This is a genomic window from Pseudomonas fluorescens NCIMB 11764, assembly GCF_000293885.2.
Classification (GTDB): domain Bacteria; phylum Pseudomonadota; class Gammaproteobacteria; order Pseudomonadales; family Pseudomonadaceae; genus Aquipseudomonas; species Aquipseudomonas fluorescens_B.
In genome coordinates this window covers 4,472,619-4,494,545 of sequence record NZ_CP010945.1, presented here as the reverse complement: position 1 = coordinate 4,494,545, position 21,927 = coordinate 4,472,619, and the positions used below count along the sequence as shown (strand labels likewise).

Genomic DNA, 21,927 nt, shown 5'->3' with positions numbered 1-21,927 from the left:
TGGGTAGATCATTGATCAGCGGTTTGCATCCCCGCACGGGTCGGCACGCCCAGCGCATGGGAGAAGAACCGTCCCGCTTCGGAAATCATGTTTCGGTGAATGTCTTCGCGGTCAACGCCGTCGGCATCGGTGCACAGCGCCGGCATGGCGGCAATCTGTTCTTCGTTGCACGGCGCCATGAACACGAAGTGCCCTGCCCCGGCCAATAACTTGAAGTCAGGCGCGATCGGCAGTTTGCGCGCCAGCGCCGCGGCGTTTTTGTCGAAGGCCACCAGTTTGTCGCCGTCGCCGCTGTAAAGCAGCACCGGCACATGCACGTCGGCCAGGGTGTGACGGCCGAACTTCAGGCTCAGCGGCGCCATCAGCAGCAGCGCGTGAACCCGAGGGTCCGCCACCGGTTGCAGGTCATCGCGGTCGACGATCAACTCGCCTTGGGTGTTGCAGGCATCGCGGTCGTCCGGGCGTTCCTGGCAGTAGCGCCGTAACCGGTCCAGATCAGGCGTCGCTCCGGACAGAATCAGCGCCGTCTCCCCGCCCGCCGAGTAACCGATCACCCCGACCTGGTCGGCATTGACGAACGGCGCGAGCATGCGGTCGCCCAGGGTGGCGGTTATGGCTTCGGAAATCTGGATCGGCCGACCGTACAGGTTGCTCAAGGTGCCGAGGCGGCTGTGGTCTTTGGAGTTGTCGCCGGGATGAATCACCGCCACCACCACGAAACCCTTGCGCGCCAGCGACGTGGCGAGGTCATGCAGGGCCAGCGGCGTGCCGGTGTTGCCGTGGGACAGCATCAGCATCGGGAAACGGCCGATGGCGACGCGGGTGTCTTCGCCCGCTTCGACCGTGTAGCCCTCGAGTTGGCTGGTGTGTTCCCGGTCGCTGGAGGGGTAGAACGCGATGGCGCGCATCGGTTGCAGGTCCAGCGGGTCGAGAAAACTCATCTCATGGAAGCCGACGCTCCAGTGAGGATGTGGCGCAGGCGCGGCGTGCACTGAATTCAGGCTGCTGAGCAGGCAAATCAGTAACGTTGCACAAAGACGCACCATGGGATGCCCCACCTTTGGTTACTTGACCGGAAAGCCCGTTCTCCATCGACTACCGAGGAAGCGGCCTTGTACCAGCAATGGCGGCCACCCTGGTCGTGACAGAACGGGGACATCAACCCTCGACTGCATAACCTGGGCCACAACTTGAACGATTGAAGACACAACTAGAAAAAGCCAGTAGAAATAGTCAGAAACAAAAAACTCCGCATCTGACACTTGCGTGTTCAGAATACAGAGTTTTTTGGGGTGTGGCTCGAGCTGATTTACACCTTTACGCAAGCCTTACGCGGCAGCGAACAGTTGCTCGCTGATTTGCGTGTGAGCGTCGTTCATGGCTTTGGTGCGCACTTCGTCACCGTAAGCCAGGCCGTGAGCACGGACGAATTCGATGTCGGTGATGCCGATGAAGCCGAACAGCACTTTCAAATACTCTTCGTGAGCCACGCCAGTCGCCTGACCGGCATGCAAGCCGCCGGAAGTCGACACGATCACGACTTTCTTGCCACCGCACAGGCCTTCAGGGCCGGCTTCGGTGTAGCGGAAGGTCTGACCGGCAACGGCGATGCGGTCGATCCAGGCCTTGAGTTGGGTCGGGATGGTGAAGTTGTACATCGGCGCGGCAATGACTACGGCATCGGCGGCGAGGAATTCGGCCAGCGTCGAGGCGCTCAGTTCGGCTTCGTGCTGCTGGGCGGCATTGCGCAGTTCGGCGGCGGTGCCGGCGGCGACCAGGGTCGTGGCGGAGAAATGGCTGATGGCATCGCTGGCCAGGTCGCGGTAAGTCACCACGGCGCTCGGCTCGGCGGCTTGCCAGGCTTTGACGACTTCACTGCTCAGCTGACGGGAAGCCGAGTTGTCACCAAGAATGCTCGAATCGATATGCAGCAGTTTCATGTGGGATCTCCAGGTGAGGATCGCCACGGGGCGATCTGATGGAGACAATCCTACACACGAAACCAATAGCTGATTAGACTGCAACAATGCGATAGTTCGTCTCACTGATAGAACAATCGGGTTAATACCATGCAAGACCTCAATGACCTCTACTACTTCGCCAAGGTGGTCGAAGCCGGCGGTTTCGCTGCAGCCGGGCGTGTGCTGGGGATTCCCAAGTCTCGCTTGTCGCGGCGGATCGCCGAGCTGGAAGAGCGCCTTGGCGCGCGCCTGTTGCAACGCACCACCCGGCAACTGAAGTTGACCGCCGTGGGCGAACGTTATTTGCGGCACTGCCAGGCCATGCTGCTGGAAGCCGAGATGGCCGATGAAGCCGTGGCCAGCATGTCCAGCGAACCCCGCGGACGCTTGCGGGTGTCCTGCCCCGTCGGGTTGGCTCACGAAATGCTGCCGACGGTGATCAGTCGGTTTCTCGAAAAATTCCCGCAGGTTCAACTGGAAGTGATGCTGCTCAACCGCCGGGTCGACCTGGTGACCGAGGGCGTCGACGTCGCGCTACGGGTGCGTGAATTGGGAGATGAAGACCCGTTGCTGGTCACCCGACGCCTGCGTCAGGCGCAGATGCTGATGGTGGCCAGTCCGGACTTTCTCCATGGGCGAGCGATCAATCATCCCGAGGACCTCAAGGGCTTGCCGGTGCTTGGCGCCCTTGAAGCCGACCGCATGGTGCATATCCGCATGCTCGATCAACAGGGTAAAAGCCATGAACTTGCGCTCGAAGCCCGACTGGGCATCGACGACTTCATCGTGCGCAAGGCCTGCACACTCGCCGGCCAGGGCTTTACCATGCTGCCGATGATGTATTGCGAGCAGGAACTGGAAAGCGGCGCGCTGGTGCAATTGCTCCCTGACTGGTCGTTGCCTGGCGGCTGGCTGCAAGCGGTCTACCCTCACCGGCGCGGGGTCATGCCGGCGGTGCGCGCCTGGCTCGACCATTTGATCGAATCATTCAATGCCTGTGGGGACCGATTGATATGAAGGCTGGACGCATGAGCGAAGAGGATGTCGCGCAGTTCTGCCTGGCGCTGCCGGGGGCGCGGGAAGACTACAAGTGGGGTGGCGTGCGGGTGTTTTCGATTGCCGGAAACAAGATGTTCGCCCTGCAGAACCTGCGGGGCGAATCCCTCGCCTTCAAGGTCGACAAGGACCTGTTTCTGGGGCATTGCGACCGCCCGGGCGTTCACCCGGCGCCGTACCTGGCGCGGGCCCAGTGGATCATCATGCAAACGCCCTACCCGCTGGGCGCCGAAGAATTGCAAAGCCTGTTACAACGCTCCCATCAACTGGTGGTAAGCAAGCTGCCCAAACGCACGCAGGTCGGACTGCTGCTTTAGAACAGCGCCAACAGGTTTGCCCCCAGGAACAGCTGATCAATCCAGAACACTTGATGCAGCAACACGATCATCCAGAACAGCAGTTGAAACGACACTTTGCGCGTCTTGTGCCGGAACACCTGCTGGGCGACCAAGGCGCCCGGCCAGCCGCCGGCGAGTTCAACTGCATGCAGCACGTTCTCCGGCGTACGCCAGGTGTCGGTGCGGGCCTTGCGCTTGTCGCTCCAATAAAGGAAGAACGCCAACACGCTGACGATGCCGTAGGCCGCCAGGGGTATCAGCGAAATCCCGCGCAGCCAGAACGACAACGAGCCCACCAACGGCAGCGCGCACACGGCCGCGAACACCAGCAGTTTCAGCCTGGGGTTCTGGATCTGCCCTCCGGAATTGCGTCCGGGGCTGCTGCTCCTGCCGGCATCATTCATGGCTTGACCGCAGTCCAGTCGACCCAGCCGAACTGCCAGGTGGCCAGGATCACCAGACCAAACGCAATGCGATACCAGGCGAACGCCGCGTAGCTGTGGCCGGCGATGAACTTGAGCAAGCCTCTGACGGCAATCATCGCGAAGATGAACGCGGTGATGAAACCGATGGCGAACACCGGAAAATCAGCCGGCACGAACAGGTCGCGATACTTGTAGCCCGAGTAGACCGCCGCGCCGACCATGGTCGGCATCGCGAGGAAAAACGAAAACTCGGTGGCGGTCTTGCGCGACAGCCCGAACAGCAAACCACCAATGATCGTCGAGCCTGAACGCGAGGTGCCCGGAATCATCGCCAGGCACTGAGCGAAGCCAACTTTCAAGGCATCTTTCCAGGTGATCTCATCGACGGTTTCGGCGTGTACTTCGTGCTGACGCTGCTCGGCCCACAACATCACGATGCCGCCCACGACCAATGCCGTGGCCACGGTGATCGGGTTGAACAGGTAATGGTGGATCAGGTCGGCAAAGATCACCCCCAATACCACCGCCGGCAGGAAGGCAATCAGCAGGTTGGCAGTAAAGCGCCGGGCGTTTGGCTGCGTCGGCAAACCAATGACGACATCAAAAATCTTGCGCCGGAATTCCCAGACCACGGCGAGAATCGCGCCGAGCTGAATAATGATGTTGAACGCCATGGCCCGCTCACCACCGAAATTGAGCAAGTCGGCCACAATAATCTGGTGTCCGGTACTGGAAATCGGCAAAAACTCCGTCAGCCCTTCTACAACGCCAAGTATCAATGCCTGCAAGGCGGTCCAAAGATCCATCAATCCCCCAAAAGGCGATGCGCAACGGCATGCCCCGTTAATATTTTTTCAAGAACAGTCAGCGTAGCCAAAAGACCCGCGCGCACAGAATCCGGACGGAACCGTAAAAATTCCGTGAAACATCGACTTGGATTCAGGTTTTTCCGTGCGGGGCCGAAATCCTATCAGACAAGGCTGAATAACGCTGCCACGTTATTGGACTTGGGTCGGATATGCCCGATCGGCAAAGTGTGGTTGGATGCCGGCGATCATTTATTACAAGAAAAAGAAACCGGGGTGACAGCGTTATGAACAGCTTGCGAAATATGTCGATCAGCCGCCGCTTGTGGCTCATTTTGATCGTGGCCGTCATGATGCTTTTGACGTTGGGCGTGTTGATGCTCAAGCAGATCCACGAAGACCTTTATCACGCCAAGGCGCAGAAAACCCAGCACGTGGTGCAGACCGCCAGCGGCATTCTGACCTATTACCATGACCTGGAAACTGCCGGCACGCTCACACGCGAGGCCGCGCAGAAACAGGCGATGACCGCCGTTCGCGGCCTGCGGTATGACCAGAACGACTACTTCTGGATCAACGACCTGACGCCGGTGATGATCATGCACCCGGCCAACCCGAAACTCGATGGCCAGAACCTCTCGGCGATTCGCGACCCGGACGGGTTTGCGCTGTTCAACGAAATGGTCGCCCTCGCCAAAGCCAAGGGCGCCGGCGCAATCGACTATCGCTGGCCGAAACCGGGCGCCAGCGAGCCGGTGGCAAAAACGTCCTATGTCAAACTGTTCGAGCCATGGGGCTGGGTGATCGGCTCGGGCGTGTACATCGATGACATGCAAGCCGAGTTCATGGCCCAGGTCTGGAAAGCGACCGTCGTCGGGCTGGTGATTGCCGCCATCATGGCCCTGCTGGTGATCCTGATTGCCCGCAGCATCGTGCGCCCGCTCCAGGAAACTGTGAACGCCATGGCCAACATTGCCAGCGGTGAAAGTGACCTGACCCGCAGCCTCGATACCCATGGCCAGGATGAAGTGACGCAATTGGCCCGCCACTTCAATGCCTTTACCGCCAAACTGCGGTTGGTGATCGGTCAATTGCAGGTGTCCGCCAGCGCTTTGGGCCAGTCGTCCAGCGAGCTGGGCAACGACGCCGCGCAGGCCCAGCAACGCAGTCAGCAGCAATCCCAGCAGATGGAGCTGGTGGCCACGGCCATCAATGAAGTGACGTACGGCGTGCAGGATGTCGCCAAGAATGCCGAGCAAGCGGCCAGCGAAATGCGCGATGCCGAATCCCAGGCGCAGCAGGGCCAGGTCAACATCGACAGCAGCTTGCAACAGATCGACACGTTGTCCGGCACCATTGATCAGGCTGTGGAAGTCATCCGTACGCTCGCCACCGAAAGCACTCAGATCGGCAGCGTGCTGGAAGTGATCCGCTCTATCGCCGAGCAAACCAACCTGCTCGCCCTCAACGCCGCCATCGAGGCCGCCCGGGCCGGCGAGCAAGGTCGCGGGTTTGCCGTCGTGGCGGATGAGGTGCGTCTGCTGGCCCAGCGCACGCAGAAGTCCACCGCCGAGATCCAGTCGATGATCGAACGCCTGCAAGGCCACTCCGAAGCGGCGGTCAAGGTCATTGGCGACAGCAGTCGCGCATCGCAGCTGACCATCGAACAAGCCGGCCTGGCCGGTGCGAGCCTGAATGCCATTGGCCAGGCACTGCGCAACCTCAACGGCCTGAACGCCTCCATCGCCAGCGCCACCCTGCAACAGGCCCACGTGGTCGAGGACATCAACCAGAACGTCACCCAGGCCGCCGGTTTGTCCCACAGCACGGCGCTGGCGGCGGAACAGTCGAGTATGGCGAGCGTGCGGCTCAAGGATCTGAGCGAGCAGTTGAACGGTTTGCTCAAGCAGTTCCGCGTGTAATCCAGACACCAGTCTCTGTGGCGAGGGGATTTATCCCCGTTCGGCTGCGAAGCAGTCGTCGATCTTTTGGGACCGCTCCGCGGTCCAACGGGGACAAGTCCCCTCGCCACAAAAGCTCGCTCGCCACAGAAGCCTCCTCGCCACAATCCCGGTACAATCCGCCCCCCTCTACGATTTCCCCAAGGAACCTCCATGTCCGGGCTTGAACTGTTTGCCGCCTCCCTCGGTGTGATTGCCGTCTGGTTGACGGTCAAACAGAACCCCTGGTGCTGGCCGATTGGCCTGGTCATGGTGTCGCTTTACAGCTGGGTGTTTTTTGAAGTGAAGCTGTATTCGGACATGCTGTTGCAGGTGATCTACGCCGCGTTGCAACTCTATGGCTGGTGGCAATGGACGCGCGCGGGTGCTGCGCGACAGGGGCGGCGGGTTAGCCAGCTCAAGGGAGAATCGGTCGTGTCAGGCCTGGCCATTGGTGCCGTCGGCAGTCTGATGCTCGGCGCGGCCATGGCGCACTGGACCGATGCCGCCCAACCCTGGCTCGATGCGGCGTTGACTGGCTTCAGCCTGGTGGCGCAGGTGTGGATGGCGCAAAAGCGCGTTCAATGCTGGCCACTGTGGATCACCCTCGATGTGATTTTCGTCGGGCTCTTCATCTATAAGGGCATGTACCTGACCGCCGGGCTCTATGGGTTGTTCGCCGTGATTGCCGTGCAAGGCTGGCGTGAATGGCGCGCCGACCCGGCGCTACGCACATGAAAGTCCTGGTACTGACCGGGCCCGAATCCAGCGGCAAGAGCTGGCTTTCGAGTGAGATTCGCGCCAACTTTGGCGGCATTTTGGTCGGCGAGTATGTTCGGCATTTCATCGATACTGAAGCCCGTGTAACTTGCTACGACGATATTACGCCAATAGCACTTGGCCAGCTGACTTGGGAAGATGAAGCACGAGCCAAACAACCGCGACTGCTGATTCTCGATACGCATCTGTTGAGCAATATCCTTTGGAGCCGCACCTTGTTTAACGCTTGCCCGATGTGGGTCGAGCAAGCATTGCTGGCCAGGCATTACGACCTGCATTTGTTGCTCAGCCCCGAATCGGTGCCCTGGCATGACGATGGCCAGCGTTGCCAACCGCAGCTGGCAGAACGCAAGGCGTTTTTCCAGGCCAGCCACCAATGGCTTGAGCTGCATCGTCAGCCTTACCAGGTTGTGCAAGGTGACTGGAATCAACGCAAGGATGCGGTATTCGAGGCTGTGACACGCTTGCTCAGTCCCTGACAGGCGTCATATATGTCCATTCCTGAAACACTCTCCCCTGCGAAAACCCGCGGGCTAAAGCTGCCCGTGCCCGCCTCCAAGAAAATGTTACGCCACTGATACAAATTGCCTACAACACCCCGTAACGAGCAATTGCGCCAGCAATGGACGGTGATTTTGCGTGGGTGTGTCTCAGCAGCGTTACAAAATTTTTTTGACCGCCTCGACAATTAAATACAAGTAATTGTTTTTTAAAGAAAAACAAGAACCGGCACACCTTCTGCTCTCTTCCTCGCAACCCTGACAAGGGCCAGCGTTCTTACAGAAGGAATTGCCGCCGTGGGGAAATTTCATAACAACATCTATAGCTTCCTGCTGATCGCACTCGGCTCAAGCGTCTGCCCCGTTCAGGCGGACAACGGCATCATTATTATCAAACGTGATGTCCAGACGCGAAACGCAGTGCAAGCGCCGGTAGCTCCCGACCCTAACCCCACGACCGCCAATGCCAACCCCTCCAAGCTAATTCTCAATCAGACGAGCGAACTGAACGACGGCGATTTTGCCAACGTCGCCAGTGGTGCGGGTATCACACGCCTGGTCAATTTAAACAACACCAATCTGGGCGGCAATATCACCACCCAGAATCAGATTTCCAACCTCCCCGCCGGACGGGGAAGTTCGGGCAACGGCATCTCCAACCTGGTCAATTCAAGCGTTCAGCGAGGCCTGGGCGGTCTGAAAATCATCACGGGAGGCCAATGAGATGAATCGCAAACTGCTGATTGTCGCCATGCTTTGCAGTGCGTCGAGCTTTGCTCAACCACCCATCATCAATAACGCCGACATCAACGGGTCCGGTAGTCAGTACCAAGGCAACTTCGCGGTCAACCAGGCCGCGGGCGATCAGCAGCAACAGGCCAACGCCCGGGCCATCGCCATTGGCGATGCGGCCAGCGCGACCACTCAGATTCGCCAACGGCTGAATACGCAGGTCGACCCCAGGATGGATGCTCGAGCCAGCATTCAAGGCGACTCCTTCAGCCATGGCAACGGTGTTCTGGGCGTAAACCAGAGCGCGGGTGCCAGCAACCAGCAAGCCAATGCCCTGCGGATCAGCATCAGTAAACAACCGCAAAGTATCGACGACAGCGTCCTCATGCAACAGAACGTGGCGCTGCTCAACAACTCCGATCCAACTGCCTCTGCACCAGGCCTCCGCCAGGTCACTACCAGTGACCAGGCTTTCACCGGTAGCCGTGGGGTGATCCAGTTGAATCAGAGCGCCGGGGTAGGAAACCGAATGGCCAATACCCTGAGCGTACGGGTCGCGGACTGACCCAAAAAAGGTAGTTACAACACTTAACCTAAAATAAGTACGGAGAATCACCATGAAACCTTCGATGGCACTCAAGCCTCTGGTTTTCGCAATTGCTGCGCTCATGGCTGTTGCTGTACAAGCTGGCAACGATCGTCGTAACGATGACCACCATGGCCATAATAACAACGGTCACCACACCCCTCCTCCTACCAAAATCCCTGTCTACGCGACTGCCAATGCCAACGACAAACAGAGCAGTACCGGCAACCGCATCCTTAACCAAGGGACTGTGAACAACGCCGAGATGAGCGGCTCTGCCACAGGCGCCAGCGGCAACGTCGGCATCAACGTCGCGGCAGGCGACGGTAACCAACAGGACAACGCTGCTGCCATCGCGAACGCTGGCGCCACCTCCGCTCTCGATAACTCCTTCGTGTTCGGCGTTGCCACTGCCACTGCCACCGTCAAGCAGTACAGCAACAACAACAAGGTCGACAACTACAACACCACAGCCTCTGCGGTGATGAGCCAGTCGGGCAATGGCGGCAACGGCAACATGGGGATCAACATTGCTGGTGGCGACCTCAACCAACAGAAAAACACCATGGCAATTGCCAACTCCAATGCTCCGCTTGGCAATGCAACAGCCACCGCCTCTGCTGAACAAAACGGTCCTGGTCTGGTCGTGAACAACAGGGCGGATCAGAACGTCGCGCTGACTACGGTGACGCTGACCACAACCAAAAGCGGCAGTGCCTCTTTCAGCCATAACTCCGAGCTGAACATTGATAAGAGCGCTTCCAGCAACTGGGCCAAGAGCGGTGCCAGCAGTTATGACGCCAGCGGTGCCAGTCACTTCGATGCAAGCGGTTCAAAAGGCACCGATAGCAGCGCTACCAGCCATGCTTCTATAGTCGCTTCCCTGGAAGCAGCGGCGGATGGTTCCAAATCCGTTACCGTTAATTATGGCCATGGAGATCGCACTCACAGCGCTTCTTTCGACGCATCGCTTAACGCTTCGCTCGATGCATCTGTCGATACAGAGCACTCCAATTCGACCGACTCTTCGTTCGAAAAAGCGTTCGATTCTTCGTTTACAAAATCGTTTGACTCTTCGTACGACAAATCAGGCGAGCAATCGTCCGCTTCTACCAAGCACGAAGTTAAGGGCTACAGCGAAAGCAATACATGGGATTTGAGCAACACCGTCTCCTATCAAATCCTGACCCCAAATGGCTGGGCAAACCCTGTGACCAACACTGCAACCCTGAGTGGTTCGGTGAATGGCGGCAGTGGCAACCTCGGCGTGAACGTGGCTGCCGGTGTGGGCAACCAACAAAGCAACTCGCTGGCCATTTCCAACCAATCGTTCTGATGGCTGACTCTGGAGGCCCCCTCACGGGGGCCTTTTTTCAACACAACCAGAGGGCGTCCCACCATGCGCATTATCGCCTTGGCAGTTTTGCTTTGCGTGGCCAGTGTGATCGAGGCTGCACAACTGCCGCTTTCCGTCCTGCCGGGCGGCGCGGTGATTTACAAGCCGATCCAGAGCGTACGCGAGCGTAAATTTGCCGACCTGGTACAACAGAAAACCGACTTCAGTTGCGGCGCAGCTGCGCTGGCGACCATCTTGCGCCAGGCCTATTGGCTGGACGTGAATGAAGATCAGATCATCGAAGGCATGCTGGCCCACGCCGATCAAGACATTGTCCGCGTCCAGGGCTTCTCCATGCTCGACATGAAGCGTTACGTGGAAAGTATCGGCATGCGGGCCCGTGGCTACCGGGTAGCGGCGGAAACGTTGAGCGATATCAAAATTCCGGTCGTGGTACTCCTGGATATCCGTGGCTACAAACATTTTGTAGTGCTGCAAAAAGTCCATAACGGCTGGGTCTATATCGGAGATCCGGTACTGGGTCACAAACGTTTCAAAGTCGACGACTTTGTCAAAGGCTGGAACGGCATCATCTTTGCCGTCATTGGCCAGGGCTATGACAAAGCCAATGCGCTGCTCGACCCACCCCTGCCACTGACCGCCAAGAACCGCATCAACACCTTCAGCCCGGTGCAAGACGCAGAGTTGTTGGACTTCGGATTTATCCGAAGCGACTTCTTCTAATAACAATGGAGCACGACGCTCCGGGAGCATCCAATGAAGACTCCAATCTGGCTGGCCGTAGTCTGCCTGGCCGCCAGCCTGCCAACCCAGGCACAGATATTGAAACCCATCGAACTGAATGATCAGGAGTTGGCGAGCCTGCGAGGCCGCTATGTCATGCCTGGACGGATCGTCAGTTTCGGGATTGTCATGACCAGCACTTGGCAAAATGCCAACGGCCAAGTGATCGGGGCAACGTCCTCGATGCAAATTCAGCAAACAACCATCAAGCCACAGTTCTATGTGTCGATGATCGACCAGACAGGTAATGGCTCGGCGGTTTCCCAGGGCACCGGTACCGTCAGCGGCGGTAACGGTTTGAGCACGACCCAGGGCGTCACTCAAGTGGTGCGCGCCGCCGGCGACAACAACAGCGCTTACAACAACGTTAATCTCAACGTCCAAAAAGGTGGCCAGGCGCCACAAATGGACAACCAAGGGCAAGTGTTGGCCGCGGGTTCAACCCTGACCCATTCCAATGGTGCCGGGGCGCTGAGCATTTCATCTTCCGGCTCGGGCGTGCAGCTCAACATCGTGGCCAGTAACAACCAGGGGAGCATCGCGCAGCGCCTCGCCCAAGGTGGGCTTATGCAAAACGCGACATTGCTTGGCGGTGGCAACCAGGTCAACAACGCGATGACGATCAACGTTGTACTGCGCGATAACCTGCCGTCGACCAGTTCGCTGAATGGCAACCTGGATCAACTTAAAGGTCTTCGCGCTCTCGGATTCTGATCTACGCTCAGTCTCATCAGATGCACTCAGAAGGGACGGCTAACCATGCACCGATCGTTGACGCTCAGGGCTATCGTTTGTTTGAGTAGCCTGGCACCGGGAACAATGCTGTACGCAGCTCCGGATCCCCAGGTTGAAGCACTAAAACAAGAACTCATGGAGTTGAAACAGCGTTACGAAGCACAACAGAACGCGCTGATGGTACTCGAGCAGCGCGTTCGCCAGGTCGAAGAAACACCGGCGACACCGGCGCCCAAGCGCCTGACCAAATCCCCTGCCGAACCGTCCAGGGGTGGCCAGGCGGTGGCGGCCGGTGCGCCGGGAACCACCGGCAGTTCATACGGCCAATCGCTCAAGGATGATTCCGAACCTGCGCAAAGCGTTTCAAACCTGTATGACGAAGCCAGCGGTTTCTTCGGTGGCGGCAAATTCAGTGTCGAAACCGGCCTGACCTACACCCACTTCGATACGCGTGCGCTGACGCTCAATGGCTTTCTGGCACTGGACTCGATTTTCCTTGGCAACATCAACCTCGACCGAATCAAGGCTGACAACTGGACGCTGGACCTGACCGCCCGCTACAACGTGGCGCAACGCTGGCAGTTCGACGTTAACGTTCCCGTGGTTTATCGCGAATCAACGTATTCCTCAGGCGGCGCGGGTGGTGCAGGCCCGGTGACGTCGGACGCAACCGTGACCCGCGACCCGACCATCGGCGATGTGAACGTGGGCGTGGCTTACAAGTTTCTGGATGAGTCGGCCAGCCTGCCCGACGCGGTGGCTACCTTGCGCATCAAGGCACCGACCGGCAAGGATCCTTACGGCATCAAGCTGATCGAGGACCCGAACAACGATAACCTCGCGGTCCCCGAGGACTTGCCGACCGGCAACGGTGTCTGGTCGATCACCCCGGGTATCTCGCTGGTCAAGACTTTCGACCCGGCCGTGCTGTTCGGCTCCCTGGCCTACACCTACAACATGGAGGATTCTTTCAGCGACATCAGCCCTCAGGTCGGCTCCAAGGTGAAAGGGGACGTGAAACTGGGCGATTCCTGGCAAGTCGGCGCAGGCATTGCATTCGCCTTGAACGAGAAGATGAGTATGTCGTTCTCGTTCACCGATCAGTTCGCCCGCAAGAGCAAGATCAAACCGGACGGCGGCGATTGGCAATCGATTTCCAACAGCGATTACAACGCGGCCAACTTCAACATCGGCATGACGCTGGCAGCCTCCGATAACCTGACGATCGTTCCCAACCTGGCCATCGGCATAACCGACGACGCGCCAGACTTTTCCTTCAGCCTGAAATTCCCGTACTACTTCTAACCGCTTCACCTGAATGGAAAAGGCCCGCTGCGAGTTCATCGCAGCGGGCCTTTTCGTTTCGCCCCGCCCTAGCGGATCTGGTGCTTGTGCAGCAGTCGGTAAAAGGTTGGCCGCGACACGCCCAGCACCCGGGCGGCGACACTCAGGTTGTCACTGTGGCGGTTCAATACATCGCACAATGCCTGGCGTTCGGCGCGTGTCTTGTAGTCCTCGAGGGTGCCCATCGGTGCGGCGATGGTCTGCTGGCTGATCAGCCCCAGGTCGCGGGCCTCGATCTGCCGCCCCTCGGCCAGGACCAACCCGCGGCGCACCCGGTTGGCCAGTTCACGCACGTTGCCCGGCCAGTCATGCTTGCCCATGGCAATCAGCGCGTCTTCACTGAAACTGCGCGGACGACGGCCGGTTTCATGGCTGTAGAAATGGGAGAAGTGGTTGGCCAGCATCGACAGATCGCCATGGCGTTCACGCAGCGGCGCAGTGACCACTTGCAGCACATTGAGGCGGTAGTACAAATCTTCGCGGAAGCGCTTCTTCTCGATGGCGGCTTCCAGGTCAATGTGTGTCGCCGCCAATACCCGTACATCCACAGGAATCGGCTGGCTGCCGCCCACGCGCTCGATGTGTTTTTCCTGGAGGAAGCGCAGCAGGTTGGCTTGAAGCTCCAGAGGCAGGTCACCGATTTCGTCGAGAAACAGGGTTCCGCCGTTCGCAGCTTCGATCCGTCCGATCTTGCGTTGATGGGCGCCGGTGAAGGCCCCCTTCTCGTGACCAAACAGTTCGGACTGGATCAGGTGTTCCGGAATCGCGCCGCAATTGATTGCGACAAAGGGTTTGCTGTGCCGCTGGGATTGTCGATGGAGGGTCCGGGCGACCAGTTCCTTGCCGGTTCCGCTCTCACCGCGAATCAACACCGGAGACTCAGTGGGCGCCAGCTTGCTCAGCAGTTTGCGCAGCTCGCGAATCGGCTTGCTGTCGCCGAGCAACTCGTGTTCCGGCTGATCGATGTGAACCGTGCCCTGGCCACGCAAGCGCGCCATGCCGAACGCCCGGCCGAGTGTCACCTGAACCCGGGACACATCGAACGGCAAGGTGTGAAAATCGAAAAACCATTCGCAGACAAAGTCCCCGACATTTTGCAGCCGCAGGACTTCCTGGTTGAGCACGGCGATCCACTCGGTGCCGCTGCGGCTGATCAGCTCCTTGACGGCCTCTGGGCGTTCCAGATGGAACGGCTGCAGACGCAACAGGCCAACGTCGCAGGTTCGGTCGGCGGCATTTTCCAGTGTGCAGCTATCAACGTCCCAACCTACAGCGCGCAACCCCGGCAGCAGACGATGGCAGTCGTCACACGGGTCCACCACTAACAGGCGTCGTAAAGCGGGCGCTTCGATCATGACTGTTCCTTGGCGCCAAATTGTAGGAAATATTATTAAAAACAGTCATTTGGCAGACCTGACTGTAACATTAGCAATAATTTGACATTTGCTTGTACCGATTGACTATAGGACTGTCGCGGAAGCAGTTATAAGAAGTAACTTTGTTAGTTACCTAACGAGTCGAACCTTTCATTTACCTTTCAAAGCCTGCAAGCACCTTGAACCGAAGAAAGAAAGTTGAAATTTCTTTTAATTGTATGTGACCCACCCCCCGGTTGCGGGCATCAGTACAAGTAACCAGCCGAACGGTAAGCCCAACCGACGGCACATCACTTGATTGGGCATACAGAGAGAAGATCCCATGAACGCCCCGCTCCGTATCAACGAAGCTCTTTTGATTGCCGACCGCGCATTCCAGCCATTTCAATGCGTGGCCTGGGCCCCACAAGACGGCAACGGCGAACTCAGCCTGACCGTCATCGACCGCACCAATACCCGTATTGGCCGCAAACAGATTCCAAGCAGTGCCTATACCGATCCGGCACAACTTGAACAGTTTCTGGAAGAAGCCCGTAAAGAGCTGAGCCAGGAAGGTTACGCGCTGCAATCGTGGTCGATGCCGCACTAAAGCGTTTTGCGGATTACTTCCGGTAATCCGCCCCTCCCCCTCAATCGTTAGTTTGCTGGCCTTCTGCGCCAAACACACTTTCGACGTCCGTTTATTCGAAGTTCCCAAGGCCAATTCATTGGCTGGCTTTTCAGTGGTTCGAAAAGACACTGTTCTGGCACAAAGCGACCCTCCGCTTGTTAGTTCTCTCAGTTGTGGAACCGGTCATTCAGGCGTTGAATGTTTCCCCAGTCGCCACCGCCTATTCCTGGATCACGACGACTCGCAAGGAGACGCGTGCATGTCAATCCAGAGCGCTTTAGCCTTACCCGCAGCGCTGAACGATGCAGGGAAACTTGATGAGTCCTTTGCCGGCTCCGGCAAAACCCAAGTGTATTTCGCTGGCAGCACCTCCAGCATGGCCAATGGCGTCGCGATTGATTCCGCGGGCAGGCTGCTGATAGCCGCAAAAGTCGGCACCCCGGGCGGCAGCCGCTTTGGCCTGGCACGTCTGCTCGAGGACGGCTCGGCGGACCTGGCCTTCGGCCAACAAGGCAGTGTCATCAGCCAGTTCAAACCCGGCTTTGAAGCCATGGGCGGCAAAGTCCTGCTACTGGCCGATGGGCGCATCCTGTTGGCCGGCCTGCACTATGAGAATGCGCACCGAACCCTGCCCGCCTTCGCGCTTTTCAATCAGCAGGGTAAACCGGTCCAGTCATTCGGCGACAACGGACGCTGTATCGTGCGCCTGCCGGGCAATCTTTCCCAAGGCGTGCGCGATGCCTGGTTGCCGCCTGGCGTGCCGGGCGCCGAAGCGTGTGATGTCTGCGTGCAGGACAACGGGCGAATCCTTTTGCTGGCCAATCACCATTTCGAACTGGCCGATCATGTCGGCGTACTGGTACGGCTTCACCCCGACGGCTCACTGGACGATACCTTCAACGGACGCGGCTTCGTGCTGGTCAGGCATCTGCTGATGAACACTTGGCTGAGTAGCCTGCTGGTGCAACCTGACGGACGGATTCTGGTCGGCGGCTCGATCAACTTTCCTGAAGAAGGCCTGCTGGCGCGTTATCACAGCAACGGCAGCCTCGACGAAAGTTTCGCCGTGGATGGTTTCATGGGTTTCATGGCACAGGGACGTCATGCTCAGGTCAGCCAGATCGTCCAGCAACACAGTGGCGACCTGCAATGTGTTGGCAGCAGCCGCGACCCTATGCAGTGCATGGTCCTGAAAGTCCATAGTAATGGTCGCCCGGACATTCACTGCAACGGCGGCCAACCGCAATTACTGGAAATTGGCCACAACGGCTGCCAGTGGACCGCCGCCCAGGTTCTGGCGGACGGCAGCGTGCTGACCGTCGGCGCTACAGCCGGGGGCATCGAAGCTGATTTCATTCTGGCCCGGCACCTGCCCGGCGGACAGCTCGATGGCCGCTTTGGCAATGGCAGCGGTTGGGTCCGCACCCGTTTGAGCCGCGGCCCGGATACCGCGACCTCACTGGCCGTGCAGTCCAATGGCAACATCGTTGTAGGCGGCCATTCGCTGGATGGTAACTACCGGGCAGTCGTCGCACGGTATCTGGGTTAGGCGCTCCGACCTATCCGACGCTTGATCTTCCCTTCGGCTTACGGCAACTTGCGCGCTTCTTAATACAAGGAGCAGCCGATGTCTGGCTCAATGGCTCAAGCGTTCGCGCATAATTTTCTCGGGCACTCACCTCGCTGGTACAAGGCCAGCATTCTCGGGTTCCTGATTCTCAACGCCCTGGTGTTGTGGACCGTGGGTCCGGTGGCCGCCGGTTGGCTGCTGGTGCTGGAGTTCATCTTTACCCTGGCCATGGCGCTCAAGTGCTATCCGCTGATGCCCGGTGGCTTGCTGCTGATCGAAGCGTTGCTGTTGAAGATGACCACGCCCCAGGCGCTGTATGACGAACTGGTGCACAACTTCCCGGTCATCCTGCTGCTGATGTTCATGGTGGCGGGTATCTACTTCATGAAAGAACTGCTGCTGTTTATGTTCTCGCGCCTGCTGCTCGGTGTTCGCTCCAAGGCCTTGCTGGCGTTGATGTTCTGCTTCCTGTCGGCGTTTCTCTCGGCCTTTCTCGATGCCTTGACCGTGACGGCCGTGATCATCAGCGCAGCCGTGGGGTTCTACTCGGTGTATCACCGCGTGGCCTCGGGCAATGATCCGCGTCAGGACAGTGAGTATGGCGATGACCAGCACCTTCCAAAGCTGCATCACGCAGATCTCGAACAGTTCCGCGCCTTCCTGCGCAGCCTGCTGATGCACGGCGCCGTGGGCACCGCATTGGGAGGCGTCTGTACTCTGGTTGGCGAGCCACAGAACCTGCTGATCGGCCACGAAATGGGTTGGCACTTTGCTGAGTTCTTCCTGAAAGTCGCGCCGGTTTCGCTGCCGGTGCTGGTGGCAGGCCTGGTGACGTGCGTGCTGCTGGAGAAGTTGCGCTGGTTCGGTTACGGCACACTCCTGCCGGACAACGTGCGCGCCGTGCTGGCCAACTATGCTGCCGAAGACAACGCCGAACGCACCTCGCGCCAACGCGCGGCGCTGATCGTTCAGGGGCTGGCGGCGCTGATTCTGATTGGCTGCCTGGCCTTTCATGTGGCTGAAGTGGGCCTGATCGGCTTGATGGTGATCGTACTGATCACCGCGTTCACTGGCATTACTGACGAGCATCGCCTCGGCAGTGCGTTCAAGGACGCCATGCCGTTCACAGCGCTGCTGGTGGTGTTTTTTGCGGTGGTGGCGGTGATTCACGATCAGCAGTTATTCACCCCGTTGATCCATTGGGTGCTGGCGCTGCCAGCGGATCAACAACCGGGCATGCTGTTTATTGCCAACGGCTTGCTGTCGGCCATCAGCGACAACGTGTTTGTCGCGACCATCTACATCACCGAAGTGAAACAGGCCTTCATCTCCGGGCAAATGAGCCGTGAACATTTCGAGACACTGGCGATTGCGATCAACACCGGCACCAACCTGCCGAGTGTGGCGACGCCCAATGGTCAGGCGGCGTTTCTGTTTCTGCTGACGTCGGCGATTGCACCACTGATTCGCCTGTCGTATGGGCGGATGGTGTGGATGGCGGTGCCTTATACGGTGGTGATGGGTGGTCTCGGGTGGTACGCGGTGAGTTACTGGCTATAAACACCCGATAAACAATGTGGGAGCAAGCCGGTCTCGCTCCCACATTGGTTTTGTGTCGCTAGCGAGGGAGGATATACCGCTCGATCGCCTGCGCCGCACCGTCTTCGGTATTGGCCCCGGTCACCACGTCAGCCTGACGCTTCACCGCTTCTTCCGACTGCCCCATGGCGATCGACAGGCCTGCGCGGTGAAACATGGCGGGGTCATTGCCGCCATCGCCCATGGCCGCCGTCTGCTCGATCGGCACACCCAGGAACTCCGCCAGTGTCGCCAGCGCTGAGCCCTTGTTCGCCTGCATCGCGGTCACATCCAGATAAACCGGTTGCGATCGCGAGACCTGGGCCTGACCCTCGACCATGGGCAGCAATTGCGCCTCCAGCTCAATCAACAGCTGCGCGTTATTGCTCGCCGCGACGATCTTGTCGATGTGTTCCAGATACGGTTCAAAACTTTCCACCACCACTGGCGGATACCCCAGGCCATGCTGTTCCCGGGGCACCATCGGCCCGGTCGGGTCTTTCACCAGCCAGTCGCCGCCACTGAATACCCACACCTCAATGTCCGGCAGATCGGCAAACAGCGTCAGCGTGGTCAGTGCGGCCGTGGCCGGCAAATAATGCGCGACCAGCAAACTGCCATCGGGATGGACGATCGTGCCGCCATTGAAGGCCGCCGTCGGCAAGTCCACGCCCAGCGCTTCGATCTGCTGCAACATGGCTTTCGGCGGCCGGCCAGTGGCCAGGCTGAACAGAACACCCGCGTCGCGCAACGAACGAACGGCTTCTATGGTGCGCTGGCTTAGGCTGTGGTCCGGCAGCAACAACGTGCCGTCCATGTCACTGAGCAAAAAGCGAATGAGTTGTTGCGTTTCACCACTCATCCGAGGCTATGCCAGACGCGGCCGTCGCGAGCCAGCAGGTCTTCTGCCGTCGCCGGGCCGTCTTCACCAGCCGCGTAGGTCTGTAGGCTCGGGTCCTGCTGCCAGGCGTCGAGAAAAGGTTGCACGGCGCGCCAGCCGTTTTCGATATTGTCAGCGCGCTGGAACAGCGTCTGATCGCCGGTCAAGCAATCGTAGATCAAGGTTTCGTAGCCGGTGGACGGCTGCATCTCAAAGAAATCCTTGTAGGCAAAACCCAGTTCGATATTGGCCATTTTCAGCGCCGGGCCAGGCCGCTTGGCCAGAAGATCGAACCACATGCCTTCATTGGGCTGAATCTGGATCCGCAGGTAGGTCGGTTGCAGCTCATCGACCTCGGTATCACGGAACTGAGCATAAGGCGCCGGTTTGAAACAGATGACGATCTCGGTGTCGCGCACGCTCATGCGCTTGCCGGTGCGCAGGTAGAACGGCACGCCGACCCAACGCCAGTTGTCGATCATGACTTTGAGCGCGACATAGGTTTCGGTGGTGCTGTCGGGCGCTACGTTGTTTTCCTGGCGATAACCAGGCAGTGGCTTGCCGTCGATTTCGCTGGCGGTGTATTGGCCGCGTACCGAATTGGCTCGCGCCTCTTCGGTGGACCAGGGACGGATCGCTCCCACTACTTTGGCTTTCTCGCCGCGAACCGCATCGGCGCCAAAGGCGGCCGGCGGTTCCATGGCCACCATCGCCAATAGCTGGAACAGGTGATTGGGCACCATGTCCCGCAGAGCGCCGGTGTGCTCGTAAAAACTGCCACGGGTTTCCACACCGACGGTTTCCGCGGCGGTGATTTGTACGTGGTCGATGTAATGGTTGTTCCAGAAGGCTTCAAACAGGCTGTTGGAGAACCGGCTGATCAGAATGTTCTGCACGGTTTCCTTGCCCAGATAGTGATCGATCCGGTAGATCTGGTTCTCCGTCATGACCCTTAGCAAACACGCGTTCAAGGCTTCGGCAGTGTGCAGATCGGAACCGAACGGTTTTTCGATCACCACCCTCCTGAAGGCTTCCGGTGTCTCTTGCAGCAAACCGGCGGCGCCGAGGCGACGCACCACTTCGCTGAAGAAACGTGGCGCGGTGGCCAGATAGAACACCGCGTTGCCGGTGCCGCTGGCGGCAATTTTCGCCGCCAGCGCCTGATAGGTGTTGTCGTCCAGGAAATCGCCCTGGACGTAGCTGATGCCTTTGGCGAGTTTGGCCCACAGCTGCGGATCAAGGGCTTGATCGCCCTTGCCGACCTTGCTCGCCACTTCAGCGCGAATGAAATCTTCAAGCTTCTGCGCAAAGGCCTCATCGGTGATGGCGTTGTGGTCAACGCCAATGATCCGCAGTCCATCGCCAAGCAGACCGTCGCGACTCAGGTTGTACAGCGCCGGCATCAGCAAGCGCTTGACCAGGTCTCCGTGGGCACCGAACAGGAACAGCGTGGTCGGTGGTGCGGGTTCTGCCTTGGATTTATTGCGGATCAAGCGGGTCATTTTTTCGCAGTCTCCACGTGGCCGCCGAAGCCGAAGCGCTGGGCAGAGAGAATCTTGTCGCCAAAGGTGCCTTGCCCGCGGGAACGGTAGCGGGAGAACAGCGAGTTCGACAGCACCGGCACGGGCACCGATTGCTCCATGGCGGCTTCGATGGTCCAGCGACCTTCACCGCTGTCAGCCACCGAGCCTGAGTAACCGTCGAGTTTCGGATCGCTGGCGAGGGCGTCAGCCGTCAGGTCGAGCAGCCAGGACGACACGACGCTGCCACGGCGCCAGACTTCGGCGATGTCGGCGACATTGAGATCAAAACGCTGATCTTCCGGCAGGTTGGTGCTGGCCTTGGTCTTGAGAATGTCGAAGCCCTCGGCGAAGGCCTGCATCATTCCGTATTCGATGCCGTTGTGGATCATCTTCACGAAATGGCCAGAGCCTGCGGGACCGGCGTGGATGTAACCGCGTTCGGCACGATCGTCGTCCGACTTGCGATCCTTGGTGCGCGGGATATCACCCATGCCCGGCGCCAGGCTGTCGAACAGCGGATCAAGGCGTTTCACCACTTCGGCTTCGCCGCCGATCATCATGCAGTAACCGCGGTCCAGGCCCCAGACGCCGCCGGAGGTGCCGACGTCGACGTAGTGCAGGCCTTTTTCCGACAGGGTTTTCGCCCGGCGGATGTCATCCTTATAGAAGGTGTTGCCGCCGTCGATGATGGTGTCGCCGGGTTCGAGCAAGGTGCTCAGGGTGTCGATGGTGTCTTCGGTCGGTGCGCCGGCCGGCAGCATGACCCAGACCGCTCGTGGCTTGGCCAGGCCAGCGACCAGGGCCGGCAGGTCGATGACGCCTTTGGCGCCTTCGGCAGCCAGGGTGTCGACGAAGGCGGTATTGCGGTCGTAAACAACGGTGGTGTGCCCGTTGAGCATCAGGCGCCGCGCAATATTGCCGCCCATGCGGCCCAGTCCAATAATCCCGAGTTGCATGTGCTGATGCTCCCTACTACAAATAAATGTGTGTCAAAGGTTATAGCCCAACGCGACTAATGAGGGTTAGTCCAGAGCGTTGGCGTGAAGT

22 protein-coding genes are annotated in these 21,927 nt (G+C 59.0%); 14 read left to right on the top strand and 8 right to left on the bottom strand.

Translation table 11 applies throughout. The features are described from left to right. Window positions 1–8: 8 nt before the first annotated feature. Window positions 9–1,046, bottom strand: coding sequence for an alpha/beta hydrolase family protein (locus B723_RS20645; RefSeq protein ID WP_017338698.1), 1,038 nt, complete (start codon window positions 1,044–1,046; stop codon window positions 9–11). Window positions 1,047–1,328: 282 nt separating this feature from the next. Beyond that, window positions 1,329–1,940 (bottom strand): FMN-dependent NADH-azoreductase, encoded by a 612-nt coding sequence (locus B723_RS20640; protein ID WP_017338697.1) that lies wholly within the window; start codon window positions 1,938–1,940, stop codon window positions 1,329–1,331. A 129-nt stretch (window positions 1,941–2,069) separates the two neighbouring features. On the opposite strand from B723_RS20640, the gene B723_RS20635 reads away from it, so the two are divergent. Both B723_RS20635 and B723_RS20630 read left to right on the top strand, forming a co-directional pair. Further along, the gene (locus B723_RS20635) at window positions 2,070–2,978 is read left to right on the top strand and encodes a LysR substrate-binding domain-containing protein (protein WP_017338696.1); all 909 of its coding nucleotides are present in this window, start codon (window positions 2,070–2,072) and stop codon (window positions 2,976–2,978) included. Continuing rightward, entirely contained in the window at window positions 2,975–3,334 is a 360-nt protein-coding gene (locus tag B723_RS20630) for an MmcQ/YjbR family DNA-binding protein (protein ID WP_017338695.1), read from the top strand. The genes B723_RS20635 and B723_RS20630 overlap by 4 nt, the downstream gene beginning before the upstream one ends. On the opposite strand, the gene B723_RS20625 is transcribed toward B723_RS20630, so the two are convergent. Both B723_RS20625 and B723_RS20620 read right to left on the bottom strand, forming a co-directional pair. Beyond that, a complete protein-coding gene (locus tag B723_RS20625; RefSeq protein WP_017338694.1) occupies window positions 3,331–3,759 on the bottom strand; it encodes a DUF1294 domain-containing protein in 429 nt (142 codons plus the stop codon). The two genes, B723_RS20630 and B723_RS20625, sit on opposite strands and share 4 nt — an antisense overlap. Then, complete coding sequence (locus B723_RS20620) at window positions 3,756–4,586, bottom strand: undecaprenyl-diphosphate phosphatase (RefSeq protein WP_017338693.1); 831 nt, start codon at window positions 4,584–4,586, stop codon at window positions 3,756–3,758. The genes B723_RS20625 and B723_RS20620 overlap by 4 nt, the downstream gene beginning before the upstream one ends. A gap of 287 nt (window positions 4,587–4,873) precedes the next feature. Between B723_RS20620 and B723_RS20615 the strand changes: the two genes are divergently transcribed. The 9 genes from B723_RS20615 to B723_RS20575 all read left to right on the top strand — a co-directional run bounded on the left by B723_RS20615 (window position 4,874) and on the right by B723_RS20575 (window position 13,304). Further along, complete coding sequence (locus tag B723_RS20615) at window positions 4,874–6,508, top strand: methyl-accepting chemotaxis protein (protein ID WP_017338692.1); 1,635 nt, start codon at window positions 4,874–4,876, stop codon at window positions 6,506–6,508. Window positions 6,509–6,700: 192 nt separating this feature from the next. Next, window positions 6,701–7,264, top strand: coding sequence for a nicotinamide riboside transporter PnuC (gene pnuC, locus B723_RS20610; RefSeq protein ID WP_017338691.1), 564 nt, complete (start codon window positions 6,701–6,703; stop codon window positions 7,262–7,264). Next, window positions 7,261–7,785 (top strand): AAA family ATPase, encoded by a 525-nt coding sequence (locus B723_RS20605; protein WP_017338690.1) that lies wholly within the window; start codon window positions 7,261–7,263, stop codon window positions 7,783–7,785. The genes pnuC and B723_RS20605 overlap by 4 nt, the downstream gene beginning before the upstream one ends. A gap of 318 nt (window positions 7,786–8,103) precedes the next feature. Next, entirely contained in the window at window positions 8,104–8,529 is a 426-nt protein-coding gene (locus B723_RS20600) for a hypothetical protein (protein ID WP_017338689.1), read from the top strand. Window position 8,530: 1 nt separating this feature from the next. Then, on the top strand, window positions 8,531–9,103 hold the full coding sequence (locus B723_RS20595) for a hypothetical protein (protein ID WP_017338688.1): 573 nt from the start codon (window positions 8,531–8,533) through the stop codon (window positions 9,101–9,103). Between the two features lie 52 nt (window positions 9,104–9,155). Beyond that, the gene (locus B723_RS20590; protein WP_017338687.1) at window positions 9,156–10,460 is read left to right on the top strand and encodes a hypothetical protein; all 1,305 of its coding nucleotides are present in this window, start codon (window positions 9,156–9,158) and stop codon (window positions 10,458–10,460) included. Between the two features lie 63 nt (window positions 10,461–10,523). After that, entirely contained in the window at window positions 10,524–11,204 is a 681-nt protein-coding gene (locus B723_RS20585) for a C39 family peptidase (RefSeq protein WP_017338686.1), read from the top strand. A 33-nt stretch (window positions 11,205–11,237) separates the two neighbouring features. Then, the gene (locus B723_RS20580) at window positions 11,238–11,978 is read left to right on the top strand and encodes a hypothetical protein (protein WP_017338685.1); all 741 of its coding nucleotides are present in this window, start codon (window positions 11,238–11,240) and stop codon (window positions 11,976–11,978) included. A 45-nt stretch (window positions 11,979–12,023) separates the two neighbouring features. Further along, window positions 12,024–13,304: a hypothetical protein gene (locus B723_RS20575; protein ID WP_017338684.1), complete on the top strand. Its 1,281-nt coding sequence runs from the start codon at window positions 12,024–12,026 to the stop codon at window positions 13,302–13,304. A gap of 68 nt (window positions 13,305–13,372) precedes the next feature. Here B723_RS20575 and B723_RS20570 read toward each other — a convergent pair whose 3' ends face one another. Then, entirely contained in the window at window positions 13,373–14,698 is a 1,326-nt protein-coding gene (locus B723_RS20570) for a sigma-54 dependent transcriptional regulator (RefSeq protein ID WP_017338683.1), read from the bottom strand. A gap of 343 nt (window positions 14,699–15,041) precedes the next feature. Here B723_RS20570 and B723_RS20565 point away from each other — a divergent pair, with 343 nt between their 5' ends. From B723_RS20565 to nhaB, 3 genes are all read left to right on the top strand, one after another. Continuing rightward, complete coding sequence (locus tag B723_RS20565; protein WP_017338682.1) at window positions 15,042–15,308, top strand: hypothetical protein; 267 nt, start codon at window positions 15,042–15,044, stop codon at window positions 15,306–15,308. Between the two features lie 280 nt (window positions 15,309–15,588). After that, complete coding sequence (locus tag B723_RS20560; protein ID WP_017338681.1) at window positions 15,589–16,878, top strand: delta-60 repeat domain-containing protein; 1,290 nt, start codon at window positions 15,589–15,591, stop codon at window positions 16,876–16,878. 78 nt (window positions 16,879–16,956) lie between these two features. Next, window positions 16,957–18,459 carry a sodium/proton antiporter NhaB gene (gene nhaB / locus B723_RS20555; protein WP_017338680.1) on the top strand — a complete coding sequence of 501 codons (1,503 nt, stop codon included), beginning with the start codon at window positions 16,957–16,959 and terminating at the stop codon, window positions 18,457–18,459. 58 nt (window positions 18,460–18,517) lie between these two features. Here nhaB and B723_RS20550 read toward each other — a convergent pair whose 3' ends face one another. From B723_RS20550 to gnd, 3 genes are read right to left on the bottom strand one after another with little or no spacing between them, the layout of a single operon-like run. After that, entirely contained in the window at window positions 18,518–19,339 is an 822-nt protein-coding gene (locus B723_RS20550) for a Cof-type HAD-IIB family hydrolase (RefSeq protein WP_017338679.1), read from the bottom strand. Then, window positions 19,336–20,859, bottom strand: a complete 1,524-nt coding sequence (zwf, locus tag B723_RS20545; RefSeq protein WP_052909700.1) for a glucose-6-phosphate dehydrogenase — start codon at window positions 20,857–20,859, stop codon at window positions 19,336–19,338. The genes B723_RS20550 and zwf overlap by 4 nt, the downstream gene beginning before the upstream one ends. Further along, complete coding sequence (gene gnd / locus B723_RS20540) at window positions 20,856–21,836, bottom strand: phosphogluconate dehydrogenase (NAD(+)-dependent, decarboxylating) (protein ID WP_017338677.1); 981 nt, start codon at window positions 21,834–21,836, stop codon at window positions 20,856–20,858. Before gnd ends, zwf begins: the two co-directional genes overlap by 4 nt. Between the last annotated feature and the right edge of the window lie 91 nt (window positions 21,837–21,927).